The following is a 22452-nucleotide window of genomic DNA, read 5'->3' on the forward strand; positions in this document are numbered from 1 at the left end:
AGCTAGGTTAAAGTATTGTTTAAAAATAAAAAAAGAGAACCCTAGGGTTCTCTTTTTCTGATGATTCAATTATCTATTAATAGAGAATTTGACCATTGTTAAGTAATTCAGTCTCTGTTGTAGTAACACCTTGTAAGACTAACAATGTAGTGAAGTTATTACCTGGGATGAGTCCTGATAATCCATCACGGTCAATCTGAATTGTAGTGTTACCACCACTTGTAGTGACATTCAGATATTGTCCAATATTAGCATCTGTTTGATCTCCATCTAACAAGGCTCTGATATCAATCAGATCAGCTTGTTTGTCTGTAGCAACATTACCAACATGGAAGTCAGTCCAAGTATCTACACCGTTACCACCTGTATTTGCACCATTGTTAGCTGTAGCAGCAGTTCCATTCAACAATTGATAAATCACAGTATCTGAACCCGTACCTGTTGTGAATGTGTCATTCGCAGAAGTACTTGTGTAAAGAAGATTGTAATCAGTATGTGTTAAATCAATCGTTAAGGTTGATTGAGATTCAACTCCACCAGTTACGGACACAATCTTATAGTTAATACTGTCAGTAGACGCCAATTGTGTGGTTGTAGTCACATCATTTGGACGGTACTCATATTCACCATTTGATTGCATAATCAATACACCGTTACCGGTATTGATTGTTTGTCCAACTGCATCAACATAAGCATTTTGTGCATTATCCCAAACTTGGAGTTTAGCTCCTTCATGAGACAAGATGCCTGTATCCGCTACTCCACCAATGTTGTCTCCTGCCAACACATTTCCGCTGATCCAATCTGAACGATAAGTATCTAGATGAACTGTCGTTGTAGAAACATTTGTATCTAGTGAAGTCGCACCAAGTGAAACACCTGTTAGCGTATATTGTACGCGGTAGGTACCTGCAGCTAAATGCTCAACAGTGTCTTGGAATGCAACACTACCCGCTTGAATAGTTGCCACACTTCCTAGAGCAGTTTGAGAACCTGAGTAAATTGTATTCACCCATGCTGTACCATTCCAGCTTTGGATCACATAACTTACTGTCGGTAGTACACTTGCTAAAGGTTGTGCTGTATAAACCGCTGATAGATCAATATTAGCAACAGTTCCAGCTCCTACTACAAACTGATCAGACACTACTGAATTAGAACCGATGAGGTTTACAGAAACCACAGGGCTCGCCACATCTACTGGTAGATCAGCAGCATTTGAGAAGTCTGTAGTTGTAACCACATGATCAGGATTAGCAGTTAATTGTACTACGCCATCATTTGCTGGGTTAGCAGCATCCCATGCGATCGTTACGTCTGGTGAACCAACCTGAACATGTAATGTCGCTGTATCTGTTGCCCCTGTTAATACATCACGAATTGTATAAGTGAATGAATCCACTTTACCAATCGCGCTCAGATCAGTTGTATTTGGTGTATAGGTGTAGTGACCATTTGTAGAAATCACCAATGTACCGTATGCACCGTTTATAACTGTATCTGTTCCGACAGTTTGTGGTAGAGCACCCACTACTTCAGATGTCACAGTGGTAACTTGAGTAGTTAACGTAGTTACGTCATCAGTCAATACATTACCATCTGCAACAACCGCTGTATTGGTAGGCGCAACTGTGTAATCAAAGTCATCTTTCACTACACTCATTGTACCTAGGATACCTACTCCTAAACCGGTGTAAACCATAAATGCACGGTATTCACCTTGGCCTAGATCTGGAACAGTAACACCAATTCCACCGTTACCTAGTAAACCAATATTGAGTAAGCCAGTACTTGAGCCGCCGTCAATATTATGCCAAGCACCATCAGCACCTTTTTGCTGTAATACAACTTTATAGTCATTAAACAATGATAATGAAAGCACTGGAGCATATGCGAATGTCACATCAGCTTCGTGTCCAGCATCAATTGTAAATGCAACACTTGGTGTTCCTAACAAGGAAACATTTAAGTCCTCTGTAATGCCCACCAATGCTAGATAAGTTGCAGAACCTACAGCTACACCAAGCTCGCCTTGAGGAACGATATCTACACCAGCAGAAACAACGTTATCAATCGCGTCTACAGGAGTAACTGTGATGACAGCAGGTTGTGATGGATCACTTGTATTCCAAGTCATATCGACTGCATCGCTATCAATATGGAGATACAAGGTCGCTTGCGATGTATTTAGACCATCTGACAAGGTGTAAGTAAATTGATCAACTTGACCAAGGCTTGCAGCCTCACCATTTGGCTGATAGCTGTAGTTACCATTAGCATAAATTGACAATGTACCGTGGTCACCGACAATGGTTGTGACACCTGTCGCATTAACAGCAAATGCTGTGCCGTTAAATTCAACGCTAGTTACTGTGCTAAAACCAGAAGCAGTATCTGCGTGTCCATTTAAGCCGACATCATGAATAACATTACCTTCTGCAACTTGAGTGCTATAACCTGTGATATTTGTCGCATCAAATACATCTTTCTGAACTGACAATGTACCTAATAAGCTAACGCCAACACCACTACCAGCATAAGTCATATAGGCTCTATATTGACCAGCAGCTAGACCTTCCAATGTCACTGAATTTCCACCAAAGGCTGCCAGACTGAGTAAGTCCGCTTCTCCAGTGCCATTTACAGCTACCCATTGATTGGTTGCAGTATCAAATTTCTGAACCACGAGTACATAATCAGCAAGCAGACTTGCATCTATTAATGCACTGTAATTGAAGGTCACATCATTTAAGGTGCTATCGGTCAAAGTAAAGTCAACACCTTGTCCACCCAACTGGAAGTCAAAATTGTCAGTTAAGCTTAATAACGCCACATATAGGTAGCTATCTACCGCAACATCGTTACCAATTTGCAGATATTCTGGATTAACAACAGCTACAGCAAGGTCGTCTACGGCAATCACTGGCGTACTGTTGCCAATAGTGAAGTCTAGACTTGCACTTATATTGCCGCCCAAAGGATCAGCCAACGTATAAGTGAAGTGATCGACTAGACCGAGGTTGGCATTCGTATTATTCGGCGTATAGATGTAATCACCATTCGCGAATATTTGAAGCGTACCGTATTGACCCTGAATAATTGTTCCAGTATTTGGATCAACATTCGTAGTCACACCGTTTACAGTAACTGAATCAACAATTGTGTATCCAGTTACAGCATCAGCATTTGTACCTACGCCAAGACCAGTAATGACATTGCCTTCAGATGCCAAACCAGTAAAGTCAATTTGGTTTGGATCGTAAACATCCATCGTACCTGACAATGTACCTAGGATACTCTTACCATAGAGGCCGTTGTATGTCATAAAGGCACGGTATTGACCTTCGTCAAGCCCTTCAACAACCACTCCCGGTGTCGCATTCACACCTATACCCAATACACTTAAGTTCAGTAAAGAAGCTTCACTGCTACCGGTAATTGATTCCCAACGATTTGTAGCAGTATTGAATTTCTGTACTACAAGTTGGTAATCACCGAGTGCTCCTTCATTAATTAAACTGCTGTATTTAAAGGTTGCGGTTCCAGTTTCACCAGCACCTACATTGAACTCCACAGTACTATTCACGAATGGTAAAGGAGCTTGTAGGTTGATGCCAGCCAACGATAACAATGCAAGATAAGTTGCACTACCCAATGCTCTGTCATCTTCGATGAGATGAGGCTCAGCAGCAATTGCAGCATTTACAGCGTCATCCACTGCTGTAATCGTTACAGTAGCAGGTTGTGATGGATCAGCTGCATCCCAATTCATATCCACAACTTTACTATCTAGATGTACATAGAACGTAGCTTGTGAAGTTATATTAGAAGCTGGGTCTAACAAGGTATAAGTAAATTGATCAACCTGACCTAATCCAGCACTATCAGCATTTGGCGTATAGGTATAATCACCATTTGCATAGATGAGTAAAGTACCGTGAGTACCAATAATCTCAGTTGGAGATGCACTTACTGCAACACCATTGACTTCACTGATAATACTGTTAGGTGTAGCGATATCAACATCACCATTCGTATTTGGATCAGAGATTAGGTTGCCATGAGCTGCTACGACATCGTAACCAGTAATAACCGCTGGGTTATAGACATCTACACTGCCGTTTAATGTTACAGCTACTGCTCCGCCTACCAAGCCATTGAATGATAAGAATGCTCTATATTCACCCTCTGTAAGCCCGCCTATTTGCGCAGTTGGCGTATTACCAAGCAAGGTCAAGTTCAGTAATGAACGATCACCTGTACCATTCACTGCTTCCCATTGTCCTGTCACATCATTGTATTTTTGCAACACAACATTGTAGTCACCTAAAGCAGATGCACCAATCAAGCTATTGAAGTTAAATGTTGCAACCCCTTCCTGACCAGCACCGATAGTAAAGTCAACCGTATCTACTGTGAGGAGTTGTAGGTCAACAATATTTCCAACATTCAATAGAACGCCATAGAATGCTGAATCAGTCTCTGTACCCACCAATTGATATTGTGGATTGAGTTCAACCTCAACAAGGTTATCCGCTGCACGAATCGAATCAAACACGATATTAAGATTAGCTTGACCTGTTGCTCCAGTTACTGAGTCAGTTAACGTATATGTGAATACATCAGTTTGACCTACACCAGAACCATCTGCATTTGGTACATACACATAACTACCATCTTGATAGAAAGTAATTGTTCCGTAAGTACCTGCAAATGTCTCTCCATCAGCATCAATCGGATGACCATTCACTGATGAAACATAAGTATTTGCAGTTACCTGATCGACTTGACCTGTTGTTGGATCTGGATCAGTAATCACGTTACCTTCAGCATTACCAATTTCATATCCACCTGCTACAGACAAATCATAATCATCCATAGTGGCAGAAAGAGTGCCTAACACGCCCAATCCTAACAGTCCGTCGTAGGCTAAGAAGGCACGGTATTGACCCGCATCTAAACCATCAAGGACTGCACCAGGAACATTTCCTGTACCAATACCTAACAAGTGCAAGCTAATTAATGATGAATTAGCATCACCATGTATAGATTCCCATTGGTTAGTTGTTGTATTGAACTTCTGAACTACTAACTTGTAATCAGAAAGTACAGCTGCGTCGATTAAGCCACTATATTGGAAAGTAACATCACCTTCATGGCCAGCATCGACAGTAAATCCTAGAGAATTACCACCAAGTTGAAGGTCTAAGCCTGCTACAGATGTAAGTACTAAATAAGAAGTACTACCTAGACTTACATCATCACCAACAAGCGCTGGTTTCGGACTAAGAACTGCATGATCAGTGTTGTCAAAGGCAGTGATAGAACCTGCAAGAGTATAAGTTTGTGTATCTTGTAGAGTACTACTGTTTCCAGCGAGATCTGTGAAAGTCGCTTTAGCATCAACAGTTAAGTCTGGATCTAGAGCAAGGTCATTGCCCGCAACATTAACTGTCCAAGTACCCGCTATAGCATCTACTGTTGCTGTGTAGTCATTACCATTTATAGTCACCACTACACCTGTGGTTGTTGCATCTGCAGGAACGTTGGTCAATGTACCAGTTAAAGTTACTGTTCCACCAGCTTCTGTCGCATCAAGAATATTGTCTGCGGTAACAGGGTCAATTGCTAATACTGTTGTAGTGATATCAGGTGGAGTGACATCGAGTGTTACTGTTACATCTGCATCAGCAACATCTACGTTACCTTGCGCATCTACAGCCTCAGCATGGATCACAATCTGACCAGTCACAGGATCGGCTGCTGTTGCAGCAAGAATTGCGGTGATGTAGCCGTTGGTAATATCAGCTGCTGTCACGGTGTAGTTAGTACCGTTAACATTCACCACTGTGCCATCGATTGCATCCGGTCCTAATGCCACTTGTGCATTGAATGTACCGTCTGTACCAAGTTCTGCAGCATTCAGGATACCGTCGCCATTTAAGTCTTCAGGAACCGTAATTGCTGTAATCAGGTCTTGTGGAGTTGTATCAATGGTTAAGGTTACATCTGCATCAGCAACATCTACGTTACCTTGTGCGTCTACAGCCTCAGCATGAATCACTATCTGACCAGTCACAGGATCGGCTGCTGTTGCAGCAAGAATTGCGGTGATGTAGCCGTTGGTAATATCAGCTGCTGTCACGGTGTAGTTAGTACCGTTAACATTCACCACTGTGCCATCAACTGCATCCGGTCCTAATGCCACTTGTGCATTGAATGTACCGTCTGTACCAAGTTCTGCAGCATTCAGGATACCGTCGCCATTTAAGTCTTCAGGAACCGTAATTGCTGTAATCAGGTCTTGTGGAGTTGTATCAATGGTTAAGGTTACATCTGCATCAGCAACATCTACGTTACCTTGTGCATCCACTGCTTCTGCATGGATCACAATCTGACCAGTCACAGGATCGGCTGCTGTTGCATCCAGAGTTGCTGTGATATAGCCGTTTGCAAGGTCAGCCGCTGTCACGGTGTAGTTAGTACCGTTAACATTCACCACTGTGCCATCAACTGCATCCGGTCCTAATGCCACTTGTGCATTGAAGCTGCCATCTGTACCAAGTTCTGCAGCATTCAAGATACCGTCGCCATTTAGGTCTTCAGGAACCGTAATTGCTGTAATCAGGTCTTGTGGAGTTGTATCAATGGTTACCGTTACATCTGCGTCAGCAACATCAACGTTACCTTGCGCATCTACAGCCTCAGCATGAATCACAATCTGACCAGTCACAGGATCGGCTGCTGTTGCATCCAGAGTTGCTGTGATATAGCCGTTTGCAAGGTCAGCTGCTGTCACGGTGTAGTTAGTACCGTTAACATTCACCACTGTGCCATCAACTGCATCCGGTCCTAATGCCACTTGTGCATTGAAGCTGCCATCTGTACCAAGTTCTGCAGCATTCAAGATACCGTCGCCATTTAGGTCTTCAGGAACCGTAATTGCTGTAATCAGGTCTTGTGGAGTTGTATCAATGGTTAAGGTTACATCTGCGTCAGCAACATCAACGTTACCTTGCGCATCTACAGCCTCAGCATGAATCACAATCTGACCAGTCACAGGATCGGCTGCTGTTGCATCCAGAGTTGCTGTGATATAGCCGTTTGTAAGGTCAGCTGCTGTCACGGTGTAGTTAGTACCGTTAACATTCACCACTGTGCCATCAACTGCATCCGGTCCTAATGCCACTTGTGCATTGAAGCTGCCGTCTGTGCCTAACTCGTCTGCATTCAAGATACCGTCGCCATTTAGGTCTTCAGGAACCGTAATTGCTGTAATCAGGTCTTGTGGAGTTGTATCAATGGTTAAGGTTACATCTGCGTCAGCAACATCTACGTTACCTTGTGCATCCACTGCTTCTGCATGGATCGCTACAGGGCCTTCGCCTGTCACAGGAATCGCTGCTGTGATATAGCCGTTTGCAAGGTCAGCTGCTGTCACGGTGTAGTTAGTACCGTTAACATTCACCACTGTGCCATCAACTGCATCCGGTCCTAATGCCACTTGTGCATTGAAGCTGCCATCTGTACCTAACTCGTCTGCATTCAAGATACCGTCGCCATTTAGGTCTTCAGGAATCGTGATCGCACCGATCAGGTCTGCAGGAACTGTATCAACCGTTACTGTCACGTCTGCATCTGCAACATCTACGTTACCTTGTGCATCCACTGCTTCTGCATGGATCGCTACAGGGCCTTCGCCTGTCACAGGAATCGCTGCTGTGATATAGCCGTTTGCAAGGTCAGCTGCTGTCACGGTGTAGTTAGTACCGTTAACATTCACCACTGTGCCATCAACTGCATCCGGTCCTAATGCCACTTGTGCATTGAAGCTGCCATCTGTACCTAACTCGTCTGCATTCAAGATACCGTCGCCATTTAGGTCTTCAGGAATCGTGATCGCACCGATCAGGTCTGCAGGGACTGTATCAACCGTTACTGTCACGTCTGCATCTGCAACATCTACGTTACCTTGTGCATCCACTGCTTCTGCATGGATCGCTACAGGGCCTTCGCCTGTCACAGGAATCGCTGCTGTGATATAGCCGTTTGCAAGGTCAGCTGCAGTCACGGTGTAGTTCACACCATTGACATTCACCACTGTGCCGTCAAGCGCATCCGGTCCCAACGCCACTTGTGCATTGAAGCTGCCGTCTGTGCCTAGCTCGTCTGCATTCAAGATACCATCGCCATTTAGGTCTTCAGGAATCGTGATCGCACCGATCAGGTCTGCAGGGACTGTATCAACCGTTACTGTCACGTCTGCATCTGCAACATCAACGTTACCTTGTGCATCCACTGCTTCTGCATGGATCGCTACAGGGCCTTCGCCTGTCACAGGAATCGCTGCTGTGATATAGCCGTTTGCAAGGTCAGCTGCTGTCACGGTGTAGTTAGTACCGTTAACATTCACCACTGTGCCATCAACTGCATCCGGTCCTAATGCCACTTGTGCATTGAAGCTGCCATCTGTACCTAACTCGTCTGCATTCAAGATACCGTCGCCATTTAGGTCTTCAGGAATCGTGATCGCACCGATCAGGTCTGCAGGGACTGTATCAACCGTTACTGTCACGTCTGCATCTGCAACATCTACGTTACCTTGTGCATCCACTGCTTCTGCATGGATCGCTACAGGGCCTTCGCCTGTCACAGGAATCGCTGCTGTGATATAGCCGTTTGCAAGGTCAGCTGCAGTCACGGTGTAGTTCACACCATTGACATTCACCACTGTGCCGTCAAGCGCATCTGGTCCCAACGCCACTTGTGCATTGAAGCTGCCGTCTGTGCCTAACTCGTCTGCATTCAAGATACCGTCGCCATTTAGGTCTTCAGGAATCGTGATCGCACCGATCAGGTCTGCAGGGACTGTATCAACCGTTACTGTCACGTCTGCATCTGCAACATCTACGTTACCTTGTGCATCCACTGCTTCTGCATGGATCGCTACAGGGCCTTCGCCTGTCACAGGAATCGCTGCTGTGATATAGCCGTTTGCAAGGTCAGCTGCTGTCACGGTGTAGTTAGTACCGTTAACATTCACCACTGTGCCGTCAAGCGCATCTGGTCCCAACGCCACTTGTGCATTGAAGCTGCCGTCTGTGCCTAACTCGTCTGCATTCAAGATACCGTCGCCATTTAGGTCTTCAGGAATCGTGATCGCACCGATCAGGTCTGCAGGAACTGTATCAACCGTTACTGTCACGTCTGCATCTGCAACATCTACGTTACCTTGTGCATCCACTGCTTCTGCATGGATCGCTACAGGGCCTTCGCCTGTCACAGGAATCGCTGCTGTGATATAGCCGTTTGCAAGGTCAGCTGCAGTCACGGTGTAGTTCACACCATTGACATTCACCACTGTGCCGTCAAGCGCATCCGGTCCCAACGCCACTTGTGCATTGAAGCTGCCATCTGTGCCTAACTCGTCTGCATTCAAGATACCGTCGCCATTTAGGTCTTCAGGAATCGTGATCGCACCGATCAGGTCTGCAGGAACTGTATCAACCGTTACTGTCACGTCTGCATCTGCAACATCTACGTTACCTTGTGCATCCACTGCTTCTGCATGGATCGCTACAGGGCCTTCGCCTGTCACAGGAATCGCTGCTGTGATATAGCCGTTTGCAAGGTCAGCTGCAGTCACGGTGTAGTTCACACCATTGACATTCACCACTGTGCCGTCAAGCGCATCCGGTCCCAACGCCACTTGTGCATTGAAGCTGCCATCTGTGCCTAACTCGTCTGCATTCAAGATACCGTCGCCATTTAGGTCTTCAGGAATCGTGATCGCACCGATCAGGTCTGCAGGGACTGTATCAATAGTAAGCGTAGCTGTATCTGTAGCCGTATTACCAGCTGGATCAGTTGCAGTTACAGCCACTGTATGTGGACCATCTATTAATGCAGGCAAAGTATTATCTGCGAGCGTCCAAGTACCATCACCATTGTTAGTCGCTGGATAATCGATACCATCAACATTTACAACAACGGTTGCTGTTGGATCATCAATAGCTCCTGTTAAAGCAGGAGTCGTGTCATTAGTAGTTAAATCATCTAAAGATACAACTGGCAAACTAGTATCAATGGTCACCACTGCAGTATCGTTACCTACGTTACCTGCTGCATCTGTTGCAGTCACGGTAATGGTGTGTGGACCGTCTGCGAGTGTTGGAAGTGTATTGTCTGCAAGCGTCCAGGTGCCGTCACCATTGTTCACTGCCGGATAGTCAACGCCATCCACATTGACAACTACAGTTGCTGTCGGGTCGTTCACTGTACCAGTAAGTGCTGGTGTGCTGTCATTCGTCAACACATCATCCAGCGCAACCACAGGTGCTGTGATGTCTGCTGAAACTGTGCCTGTACCTGGCAATGAAGTGTTGCCTGCAGGGTCAGTCGCTGTTGCAGTCACTGTATCGCCATCCACCAGGTTACCTGGGTTTGGTACTGACCAGCTACCATCCGGTCCTGCTACCACTGTTGCAGTGGTGCCATCAGGATAAGTCACAGTCACGGTTGAACCAGGCTCTGCCTGACCGCTCACTGGGTCTGTTGCATTGATCGGATCAAGCACCGGTGCATTTGGTGCAACCGTATCAATGGTCACCACTGCAGTATCGTTACCTACGTTACCTGCTGCATCTGTTGCAGTCACGGTAATGGTGTGTGGACCATCAGTTAACGCAGGAAGTGTATTGTCTGCAAGCGTCCAGGTGCCGTCACCATTGTTCACTGCCGGATAGTCAACGCCATCCACATTGACAACTACAGTGGCTGTCGGATCGTTCACTGTACCAGTAAGTGCTGGTGTGCTGTCATTCGTCAACACGTCATCCAGCGCAACCACAGGTGCTGTGATGTCTGCTGAAACTGTGCCTGTACCTGGCAATGAAGTGTTGCCTGCAGGGTCAGTTGCTGTTGCAGTCACTGTATCGCCATCCACCAGGTTACCTGGGTTTGGTACTGACCAGCTGCCATCTGTGCCTGCTACCACTGTTGCAGTTGTGCCATCAGGATAAGTCACAGTCACGGTTGAACCAGGCTCTGCCTGACCGCTCACTGGGTCTGTTGCATTGATCGGATCAAGCACCGGTGCATTTGGTGCAACCGTATCAATGGTCACCACTGCAGTATCGTTACCTACGTTACCTGCTGCATCTGTTGCAGTCACGGTAATGGTATGTGGACCGTCTGCGAGTGTTGGAAGTGTATTGTCTGCAAGCGTCCAGGTGCCGTCACCATTGTTCACTGCCGGATAGTCAACGCCATCCACATTGACAACTACAGTGGCTGTCGGGTCGTTCACTGTACCAGTAAGTGCTGGTGTGCTGTCATTCGTCAACACGTCATCCAGCGCAACCACAGGTGCTGTGATGTCTGCTGAAACTGTGCCTGTACCTGGCAATGAAGTGTTGCCTGCAGGGTCAGTTGCTGTTGCAGTCACTGTATCGCCATCCACCAGGTTACCTGGGTTTGGTACTGACCAGCTGCCATCTGTGCCTGCTACCACTGTTGCAGTTGTGCCATCAGGATAAGTCACAGTCACGGTTGAACCAGGCTCTGCCTGACCGCTCACTGGGTCTGTTGCATTGATCGGATCAAGCACCGGTGCATTTGGTGCAACCGTATCAATGGTCACCACTGCAGTATCGTTACCTACGTTACCTGCTGCATCTGTTGCAGTCACGGTAATGGTGTGTGGACCGTCTGCGAGTGTTGGAAGTGTATTGTCTGCAAGCGTCCAGGTGCCGTCACCATTGTTCACTGCCGGATAGTCAACGCCATCCACATTGACAACTACAGTTGCTGTCGGGTCGTTCACTGTACCAGTAAGTGCTGGTGTGCTGTCATTCGTCAACACGTCATCCAGCGCAACCACAGGTGCTGTGATGTCTGCTGAAACTGTGCCTGTACCTGGCAATGAAGTGTTGCCTGCAGGGTCAGTCGCTGTTGCAGTCACTGTATCGCCATCCACCAGGTTACCTGGGTTTGGTACTGACCAGCTGCCATCTGTGCCTGCTACCACTGTTGCAGTTGTGCCATCAGGATAAGTCACAGTCACGGTTGAACCAGGCTCTGCCTGACCGCTCACTGGGTCTGTTGCATTGATCGGATCAAGCACCGGTGCATTTGGTGCAACCGTATCAATGGTCACCACTGCAGTATCGTTACCTACGTTACCTGCTGCATCTGTTGCAGTCACGGTAATGGTGTGTGGACCGTCTGCGAGTGTTGGAAGTGTATTGTCTGCAAGCGTCCAGGTGCCGTCACCATTGTTCACTGCCGGATAGTCAACGCCATCCACATTGACAACTACAGTGGCTGTCGGATCGTTCACTGTACCAGTAAGTGCTGGTGTGCTGTCATTCGTCAACACGTCATCCAGCGCAACTACAGGTGCTGTGATGTCTGCTGAAACTGTGCCTGTACCTGGCAATGAAGTGTTGCCTGCAGGGTCAGTTGCTGTTGCAGTCACTGTATCGCCATCCACCAGGTTACCCGGGTTTGGTACTGACCAGCTGCCATCTGTGCCTGCTACCACTGTTGCAGTTGTGCCATCAGGATAAGTCACAGTCACGGTTGAACCAGGCTCTGCCTGACCGCTCACTGGGTCTGTTGCATTGATCGGATCAAGCACCGGTGCATTTGGTGCAACCGTATCAATGGTCACCACTGCAGTATCGTTACCTACGTTACCTGCTGCATCTGTTGCAGTCACGGTAATGGTGTGTGGACCATCAGTTAACGCAGGAAGTGTATTGTCTGCAAGCGTCCAGGTGCCGTCACCATTGTTCACTGCCGGATAGTCAACGCCATCCACATTGACAACTACAGTGGCTGTCGGGTCGTTCACTGTACCAGTAAGTGCTGGTGTGCTGTCATTCGTCAACACGTCATCCAGCGCAACCACAGGTGCTGTGATGTCTGCTGAAACTGTGCCTGTACCTGGCAATGAAGTGTTGCCTGCAGGGTCAGTTGCTGTTGCAGTCACTGTATCGCCATCCACCAGGTTACCTGGGTTTGGTACTGACCAGCTGCCATCTGTGCCTGCTACCACTGTTGCAGTGGTGCCATCAGGATAAGTCACAGTCACGGTTGAACCAGGCTCTGCCTGACCGCTCACTGGGTCTGTTGCATTGATCGGATCAAGCACCGGTGCATTTGGTGCAACCGTATCAATGGTCACCACTGCAGTATCGTTACCTACGTTACCTGCTGCATCTGTTGCAGTCACGGTAATGGTGTGTGGACCGTCTGTTAATGCAGGCAGTGTATTGTCTGCAAGCGTCCAGGTGCCGTCACCATTGTTCACTGCCGGATAGTCAACGCCATCCACATTGACAACTACTGTTGCTGTCGGATCGTTCACTGTACCAGTAAGTGCTGGTGTGCTGTCATTCGTCAACACGTCATCCAGCGCAACCACAGGTGCTGTGATGTCTGCTGAAACTGTGCCTGTACCTGGCAATGAAGTGTTGCCTGCAGGGTCAGTTGCTGTTGCAGTCACTGTATCGCCATCCACCAGGTTACCTGGGTTTGGTACTGACCAGCTACCATCTGTGCCTGCTACCACTGTTGCAGTGGTGCCATCAGGATAAGTCACAGTCACGGTTGAACCAGGCTCTGCCTGACCGCTCACTGGGTCTGTTGCATTGATCGGATCAAGTACTGGTGCATTTGGTGCAACCGTATCAATGGTCACCACTGCAGTATCGTTACCTACGTTACCTGCTGCATCTGTTGCAGTCACGGTAATGGTGTGTGGACCATCAGTTAACGCAGGAAGTGTATTGTCTGCAAGCGTCCAGGTGCCGTCACCATTGTTCACTGCCGGATAGTCAACGCCATCCACATTGACAACTACAGTTGCTGTCGGGTCGTTCACTGTACCAGTAAGTGCTGGTGTGCTGTCATTCGTCAACACATCATCCAGCGCAACCACAGGTGCTGTGATGTCTGCTGAAACTGTGCCTGTACCTGGCAATGAAGTGTTGCCTGCAGGGTCAGTCGCTGTTGCAGTCACTGTATCGCCATCCACCAGGTTACCTGGGTTTGGTACTGACCAGCTACCATCCGGTCCTGCTACCACTGTTGCAGTGGTGCCATCAGGATAAGTCACAGTCACGGTTGAACCAGGCTCTGCCTGACCGCTCACTGGGTCTGTTGCATTGATCGGATCAAGCACCGGTGCATTTGGTGCAACCGTATCAATGGTCACCACTGCAGTATCGTTACCTACGTTACCTGCTGCATCTGTTGCAGTCACGGTAATGGTGTGTGGACCGTCTGCGAGTGTTGGAAGTGTATTGTCTGCAAGCGTCCAGGTGCCGTCACCATTGTTCACTGCCGGATAGTCAACGCCATCCACATTGACAACTACAGTGGCTGTCGGATCGTTCACTGTACCAGTAAGTGCTGGTGTGCTGTCATTCGTCAACACGTCATCCAGCGCAACCACAGGTGCTGTGATGTCTGCTGAAACTGTGCCTGTACCTGGCAATGAAGTGTTGCCTGCAGGGTCAGTTGCTGTTGCAGTCACTGTATCGCCATCCACCAGGTTACCTGGGTTTGGTACTGACCAGCTGCCATCTGTGCCTGCTACCACTGTTGCAGTTGTGCCATCAGGATAAGTCATAGTCACGGTTGAACCAGGCTCTGCCTGACCGCTCACTGGGTCTGTTGCATTGATCGGATCAAGCACCGGTGCATTTGGTGCAACCGTATCAATGGTCACCACTGCAGTATCGTTACCTACGTTACCTGCTGCATCTGTTGCAGTCACGGTAATGGTATGTGGACCGTCTGCGAGTGTTGGAAGTGTATTGTCTGCAAGCGTCCAGGTGCCGTCACCATTGTTCACTGCCGGATAGTCAACGCCATCCACATTGACAACTACAGTTGCTGTCGGGTCGTTCACTGTACCAGTAAGTGCTGGTGTGCTGTCATTCGTCAACACGTCATCCAGCGCAACCACAGGTGCTGTGATGTCTGCTGAAACTGTGCCTGTACCTGGCAATGAAGTGTTGCCTGCAGGGTCAGTTGCTGTTGCAGTCACTGTATCGCCATCCACCAGGTTACCTGGGTTTGGTACTGACCAGCTGCCATCTGTGCCTGCTACCACTGTTGCAGTTGTGCCATCAGGATAAGTCACAGTCACGGTTGAACCAGGCTCTGCCTGACCGCTCACTGGGTCTGTTGCATTGATCGGATCAAGCACCGGTGCATTTGGTGCAACCGTATCAATGGTCACCACTGCAGTATCGTTACCTACGTTACCTGCTGCATCTGTTGCAGTCACGGTAATGGTGTGTGGACCGTCTGCGAGTGTTGGAAGTGTATTGTCTGCAAGCGTCCAGGTGCCGTCACCATTGTTCACTGCCGGATAGTCAACGCCATCCACATTGACAACTACAGTTGCTGTCGGGTCGTTCACTGTACCAGTAAGTGCTGGTGTGCTGTCATTCGTCAACACGTCATCCAGCGCAACCACAGGTGCTGTGATGTCTGCTGAAACTGTGCCTGTACCTGGCAATGAAGTGTTGCCTGCAGGGTCAGTCGCTGTTGCAGTCACTGTATCGCCATCCACCAGGTTACCTGGGTTTGGTACTGACCAGCTGCCATCTGTGCCTGCTACCACTGTTGCAGTTGTGCCATCAGGATAAGTCACAGTCACGGTTGAACCAGGCTCTGCCTGACCGCTCACTGGGTCTGTTGCATTGATCGGATCAAGCACCGGTGCATTTGGTGCAACCGTATCAATGGTCACCACTGCAGTATCGTTACCTACGTTACCTGCTGCATCTGTTGCAGTCACGGTAATGGTGTGTGGACCGTCTGCGAGTGTTGGAAGTGTATTGTCTGCAAGCGTCCAGGTGCCGTCACCATTGTTCACTGCCGGATAGTCAACGCCATCCACATTGACAACTACAGTGGCTGTCGGATCGTTCACTGTACCAGTAAGTGCTGGTGTGCTGTCATTCGTCAACACGTCATCCAGCGCAACTACAGGTGCTGTGATGTCTGCTGAAACTGTGCCTGTACCTGGCAATGAAGTGTTGCCTGCAGGGTCAGTTGCTGTTGCAGTCACTGTATCGCCATCCACCAGGTTACCCGGGTTTGGTACTGACCAGCTGCCATCTGTGCCTGCTACCACTGTTGCAGTTGTGCCATCAGGATAAGTCACCGTCACGGTTGAACCAGGCTCTGCCTGACCGCTCACTGGGTCTGTTGCATTGATCGGATCAAGCACCGGTGCATTTGGTGCAACCGTATCAATGGTCACCACTGCAGTATCGTTACCTACGTTACCTGCTGCATCTGTTGCAGTCACGGTAATGGTGTGTGGACCATCAGTTAACGCAGGAAGTGTATTGTCTGCAAGCGTCCAGGTGCCGTCACCATTGTTCACTGCCGGATAGTCAACGCCATCCACATTGACAACTACAGTGGCTGTCGGGTCGTTCACTGTACCAGTAAGTGCTGGTGTGCTGTCATTCGTCAACACGTCATCCAGCGCAACTACAGGTGCTGTGATGTCTGCTGAAACTGTGCCTGTACCTGGCAATGAAGTGTTGCCTGCAGGGTCAGTTGCTGTTGCAGTCACTGTATCGCCATCCACCAGGTTACCTGGGTTTGGTACTGACCAGCTGCCATCTGTGCCTGCTACCACTGTTGCAGTGGTGCCATCAGGATAAGTCACAGTCACGGTTGAACCAGGCTCTGCCTGACCGCTCACTGGGTCTGTTGCATTGATCGGATCAAGCACCGGTGCATTTGGTGCAACCGTATCAATGGTCACCACTGCAGTATCGTTACCTACGTTACCTGCTGCATCTGTTGCAGTCACGGTAATGGTGTGTGGACCGTCTGTTAATGCAGGCAGTGTATTGTCTGCAAGCGTCCAGGTGCCGTCACCATTGTTCACTGCCGGATAGTCAACGCCATCCACATTGACAACTACTGTTGCTGTCGGATCGTTCACTGTACCAGTAAGTGCTGGTGTGCTGTCATTCGTCAACACGTCATCCAGCGCAACCACAGGTGCTGTGATGTCTGCTGAAACTGTGCCTGTACCTGGCAATGAAGTGTTGCCTGCAGGGTCAGTTGCTGTTGCAGTCACTGTATCGCCATCCACCAGGTTACCTGGGTTTGGTACTGACCAGCTACCATCTGTGCCTGCTACCACTGTTGCAGTGGTGCCATCAGGATAAGTCACAGTCACGGTTGAACCAGGCTCTGCCTGACCGCTCACTGGGTCTGTTGCATTGATCGGATCAAGCACCGGTGCATTTGGTGCAACCGTATCAATGGTCACCACTGCAGTATCGTTACCTACGTTACCTGCTGCATCTGTTGCAGTCACGGTAATGGTGTGTGGACCGTCTGTTAATGCAGGCAGTGTATTGTCTGCAAGCGTCCAGGTGCCGTCACCATTGTTCACTGCCGGATAGTCAACGCCATCCACATTGACAACTACAGTGGCTGTCGGGTCGTTCACTGTACCAGTAAGTGCTGGTGTGCTGTCATTCGTCAACACATCATCTAGCGCAACCACAGGTGCTGTGATGTCTGCTGAAACTGTGCCTGTACCTGGCAATGAAGTGTTGCCTGCAGGGTCAGTCGCTGTTGCAGTCACTGTATCGCCATCCACCAGGTTACCTGGGTTTGGTACTGACCAGCTACCATCTGTGCCTGCTACCACTGTTGCAGTGGTGCCATCAGGATAAGTCACCGTCACGGTTGAACCAGGCTCTGCCTGACCGCTCACTGGGTCTGTTGCATTGATCGGATCAAGCACCGGTGCATTTGGTGCAACCGTATCAATGGTCACCACTGCAGTATCGTTACCTACGTTACCTGCTGCATCTGTTGCAGTCACGGTAATGGTGTGTGGACCGTCTGCGAGTGTTGGAAGTGTATTGTCTGCAAGCGTCCAGGTGCCGTCGCCATTGTTCACTGCCGGATAGTCAACGCCATCCACATTGACAACTACAGTTGCTGTCGGATCGTTCACTGTACCAGTAAGTGCTGGTGTGCTGTCATTCGTCAACACATCATCCAGCGCAACCACAGGTGCTGTGATGTCTGCTGAAACTGTGCCTGTACCTGGCAATGAAGTGTTGCCTGCAGGGTCAGTCGCTGTTGCAGTAACCGTATCGCCATCCACCAGGTTACCTGGGTTTGGTACTGACCAGCTACCATCTGTGCCTGCCACCACTGTTGCAGTGGTGCCATCAGGATAAGTCACAGTCACGGTTGAACCAGGCTCTGCCTGACCGCTCACTGGGTCTGTTGCATTGATCGGATCAAGCACCGGTGCATTTGGTGCAACCGTATCAATGGTCACCACTGCAGTATCGTTACCTACGTTACCTGCTGCATCTGTTGCAGTCACACTTACCGTATGCGGACCATCTGCCAACACTGGAAGTGTATTGTCTGCAAGCGTCCAGGTGCCGTCGCCATTGTTCACTGCCGGATAGTCAACGCCATCCACATTGACAACTACAGTGGCTGTCGGATCGTTCACTGTACCGGTGAGTGCTGGTGTGCTGTCATTCGTCAACACATCATCTAGCGCAACCACAGGTGCTGTGATGTCTGCTGAAACTGTGCCTGTACCTGGCAATGAAGTGTTGCCTGCAGGGTCAGTTGCTGTTGCAGTCACTGTATCGCCATCCACCAGGTTACCTGGGTTTGGTACTGACCAGCTACCATCTGTGCCTGCTACCACTGTTGCAGTTGTGCCATCAGGATAAGTCACAGTCACGGTTGAACCAGGCTCTGCCTGACCGCTCACTGGGTCTGTTGCATTGATCGGATCAAGCACCGGTGCATTTGGTGCAACCGTATCAATGGTCACCACTGCAGTATCGTTACCTACGTTACCTGCTGCATCTGTTGCAGTCACGGTAATGGTGTGTGGACCGTCTGCGAGTGTTGGAAGTGTATTGTCTGCAAGCGTCCAGGTGCCGTCACCATTGTTCACTGCCGGATAGTCAACACCATCCACATTGACAACTACAGTGGCTGTCGGATCGTTCACTGTACCAGTAAGTGCTGGTGTGCTGTCATTCGTCAACACGTCATCCAGCGCAACCACAGGTGCTGTGATGTCTGCTGAAACTGTGCCTGTACCTGGCAATGAAGTGTTGCCTGCAGGGTCAGTTGCTGTTGCAGTCACTGTATCGCCATCCACCAGGTTACCCGGGTTTGGTACTGACCAGCTACCATCTGTGCCTGCTACCACTGTTGCAGTGGTGCCATCAGGGTAAGTCACAGTCACGGTTGAACCAGGCTCTGCTGTACCTGTAATCGGGTCTGTCCCGTTAACCGGGTTAATTACTGGTGCATCAGGTGCAGTGGTATCAACTGTATATGTTTGTGTATCGTTAACACTGCTGCTATTACCTGCCGCATCTGTAAACGTTACTTTGGCATCAATCGTTTTATCAGTATCAGCAACCAAACCGCTACCTGGTACACTTACTGTCCATGTACCTGCTGCACTGTCTACAGTTGCAGTATACGTCTGACCATTGATTACAACAGTGACCACTGTATTTGCTGCATCTGCCGGAACGTTTTTCAATACGCCTGTAACAGTAACGTTGCCTGACGCTTCTGATGCATTAATCACATTGTCAGCTGTTACTGAATCAACCGTGAAGTTAACGCCATCGGTATTTGGACCAACTGCATCAACAATAGCTGTACCTGGTAAAGATGGGTTGCCTGCTGGATCTGTAGCAATTGCCTCAACTTCGTCACCATCATTTAAACCTGGGTTTGGTACTGACCAGCTGCCATCAGGTCCTGCTACAACTGTTGCTGTGTCACCATTAGGATAGGTTACTGTTACGGTTGAACCAGGCTCTGCAGTACCTGTAATTGGATCTGTCCCGTTAACCGGGTTAATTACTGGTGCATCAGGTGCAGTGGTATCAAGTGTATAAGTTTGTGTATCGTTAACACTGCTGCTATTACCTGCTGCATCTGTAAACGTTACTTTGGCATCAATTGTCTTATCTGCATCCGCAGTCAAGTCACTACCTGGTACGCTTACTGTCCATGTGCCCGCTGTGCTATCTACAGTTGCAGTATACGTCTGGCCATTGATCACAACAGTGACCACTGTATTTGCTGCATCTGCCGGAACATTTTTCAATACGCCTGTAACAGTAACGTTGCCTGACGCTTCTGATGCATTAATCACATTGTCAGCTGTTACTGAATCAACCGTGAAGTTAACGCCATCGGTATTTGGACCAACTGCATCAACAATAGCTGTACCTGGTAAAGATGGGTTGCCTGCTGGATCTGTAGCAATTGCCTCAACTTCGTCACCATCATTTAAACCTGGGTTTGGTACTGACCAGCTGCCATCAGGTCCTGCTACAACTGTTGCTGTGTCACCATTAGGATAGGTTACTGTTACGGTTGAACCAGGTTCTGCAGTACCTGTAATCGGGTCTGTCCCGTTAACAGGGTCAATTACTGGCGCTGAAGGAGCAGCTGTATCCAGTGTATAAGTTTGTGTATCGTTAACTGTGCTGCTATTACCTGCTGCATCAGTGAAGGTTACTTTAGCATCAATCGTTTTATCAGTATCAGCAACCAAACCGCTACCTGGTACACTTACTGTCCATGTACCTGCTGCACTGTCTACAGTTGCAGTATAAGTTACCCCATTAATAACAATTGTAACGGCTGTAGCAGCCGCATCTGAAGGAACGTTTTTCAATATACCTGTAATCGTGACATTGCCAGCCGCTTCTGATGCATTAATCACATTATCAGCTGTTACCGAATCAACAGCAAAATTAACACCATCCGTATTTGGACCAACTGCATCAACAATAGCTGTTCCTGGTCCTGATGTATTGCCAGCAGGGTCCGTTGCTACAGCTGTAACTTCATCGCCATCATTCAAACCTGGGTTTGGCACAGTCCAAGTACCATCTGGTCCTGCAACAACAGTTTTCGTACTACCGTCCGGATAAGTCACAGTCACTGTTGAACCAGGTTCTGCTGTACCTGTAATCGGGTCTGTCCCGTTAACTGGGTCAATCACTGGTGTATTTGGTGCAGTGGTATCAAGTGTATAAGTTTGTGTATCGTTAACACTGCTGCTGTTACCTGCTGCATCTGTAAACGTTACTTTGGCATCAATCGTCTTATCTGCATCCGCAACTAAGCCACTGCCCGGTACACTTACTGTCCATGTACCTGCTGCTTTATCTACAGTCGCATTATAAGTTACCCCATTAATAACAACTGTAACGGCCGTGTTGGCCGCATCTGCTGGAATGTTTTTCAAAACACCTGTAATAGTGACATTACCGGATGCTTCTGATGCATTAATCACATTATCAGAAGTAACAGGGTCAACCGAGAAAGTTACGCCATCGGTACTTGGTGGAGTGGTATCAACAGGTGCTGAAGAATCATCATCACTATCATGATTTGATGCTGCAGCGATAATACCGCCTGCAACTAGTGGAATAGCAGCCCATAACCATGGGTTCACGCCTGCATCATGATAAAGTAGAGGTTCAATTGAAGAAATAGGCTGGTAAATAACATCAGATACCAACTCTTGTGGAGCTTCTGCTGGTAGAGCTGCTGGTAAATCTTCACCTAAAAGTGCTTGTGGTTCGACGTCACTGTCAGCATCTGCGTCCGCATCACTATCAGCATCTGCATCATTTTCAGCATCTTTGAATTTTGCCCAAATCAACTGTCCATTTTCATCTTGGAAAACCAGACTATTATCTTTAGGCTCAGCTGTTCCACTAAAGAAGCCTTCAATAACAATAGTCTCGCCATTTTTCAGACGTATGACTGCATTGGTACCCTCCCTATTTACTACCAATACATCGCTGGCAGCCACTTTCACCAACACAACTGACGCTTCTGAAAGTTTTGCAGAAGTTCCCTCTGTGGTTACCAAGGTTTTATGATTATCCTTGGCAATAATTTGTATCTCAGGCATATCTATATTCCTTTTATATTATTGATTTAAATGATTTTATGTATAATTCTTTTTACTTAATGTTTTCGAGTTTTTGACCTACAACTTAAAAACATTAAGTAATGTGATCATTTTTACATTAAACACTTTAAAATAAAAAAAACAAATACTAAAGTACTCAAAGAAAAAAAATTAATTAATACAAATTTTATATAAATAAAAATCTGATTTTTCTACTTATAATTTATTCAACAAGCTTATTAACTGTTTTATATATAAAACAAAATTAGTTTCTTATTATTGAACATTCATTGAAAATTATTTTAATTTAAATTTTTATATAACAAGTTTTAATATCTCAATAAAATAAAATATATTAATAATGATATATATAGAAAAAAAATGGCCTTAGATAATATTTTACTATTACACTAAAGCCTCATTTTTATATTCAAATAAAAATTATTTTTTTATTT

1 protein-coding gene is annotated in these 22452 nt (G+C 47.6%); it reads right to left on the reverse strand.

What is annotated here, in order from left to right:
• Positions 1-76 precede the first annotated feature (76 nt).
• Positions 77-21997, reverse strand: a complete 21921-nt coding sequence (gene bap, locus EG365_RS04245) for a biofilm-associated Ig-like repeat protein Bap (protein ID WP_123806485.1) — start codon at positions 21995-21997, stop codon at positions 77-79.
• Positions 21998-22452: the final 455 nt, after the last annotated feature.

It is taken from the genome of Acinetobacter sp. FDAARGOS_494 (assembly GCF_003812225.1).
GTDB lineage: Bacteria > Pseudomonadota > Gammaproteobacteria > Pseudomonadales > Moraxellaceae > Acinetobacter > Acinetobacter baumannii.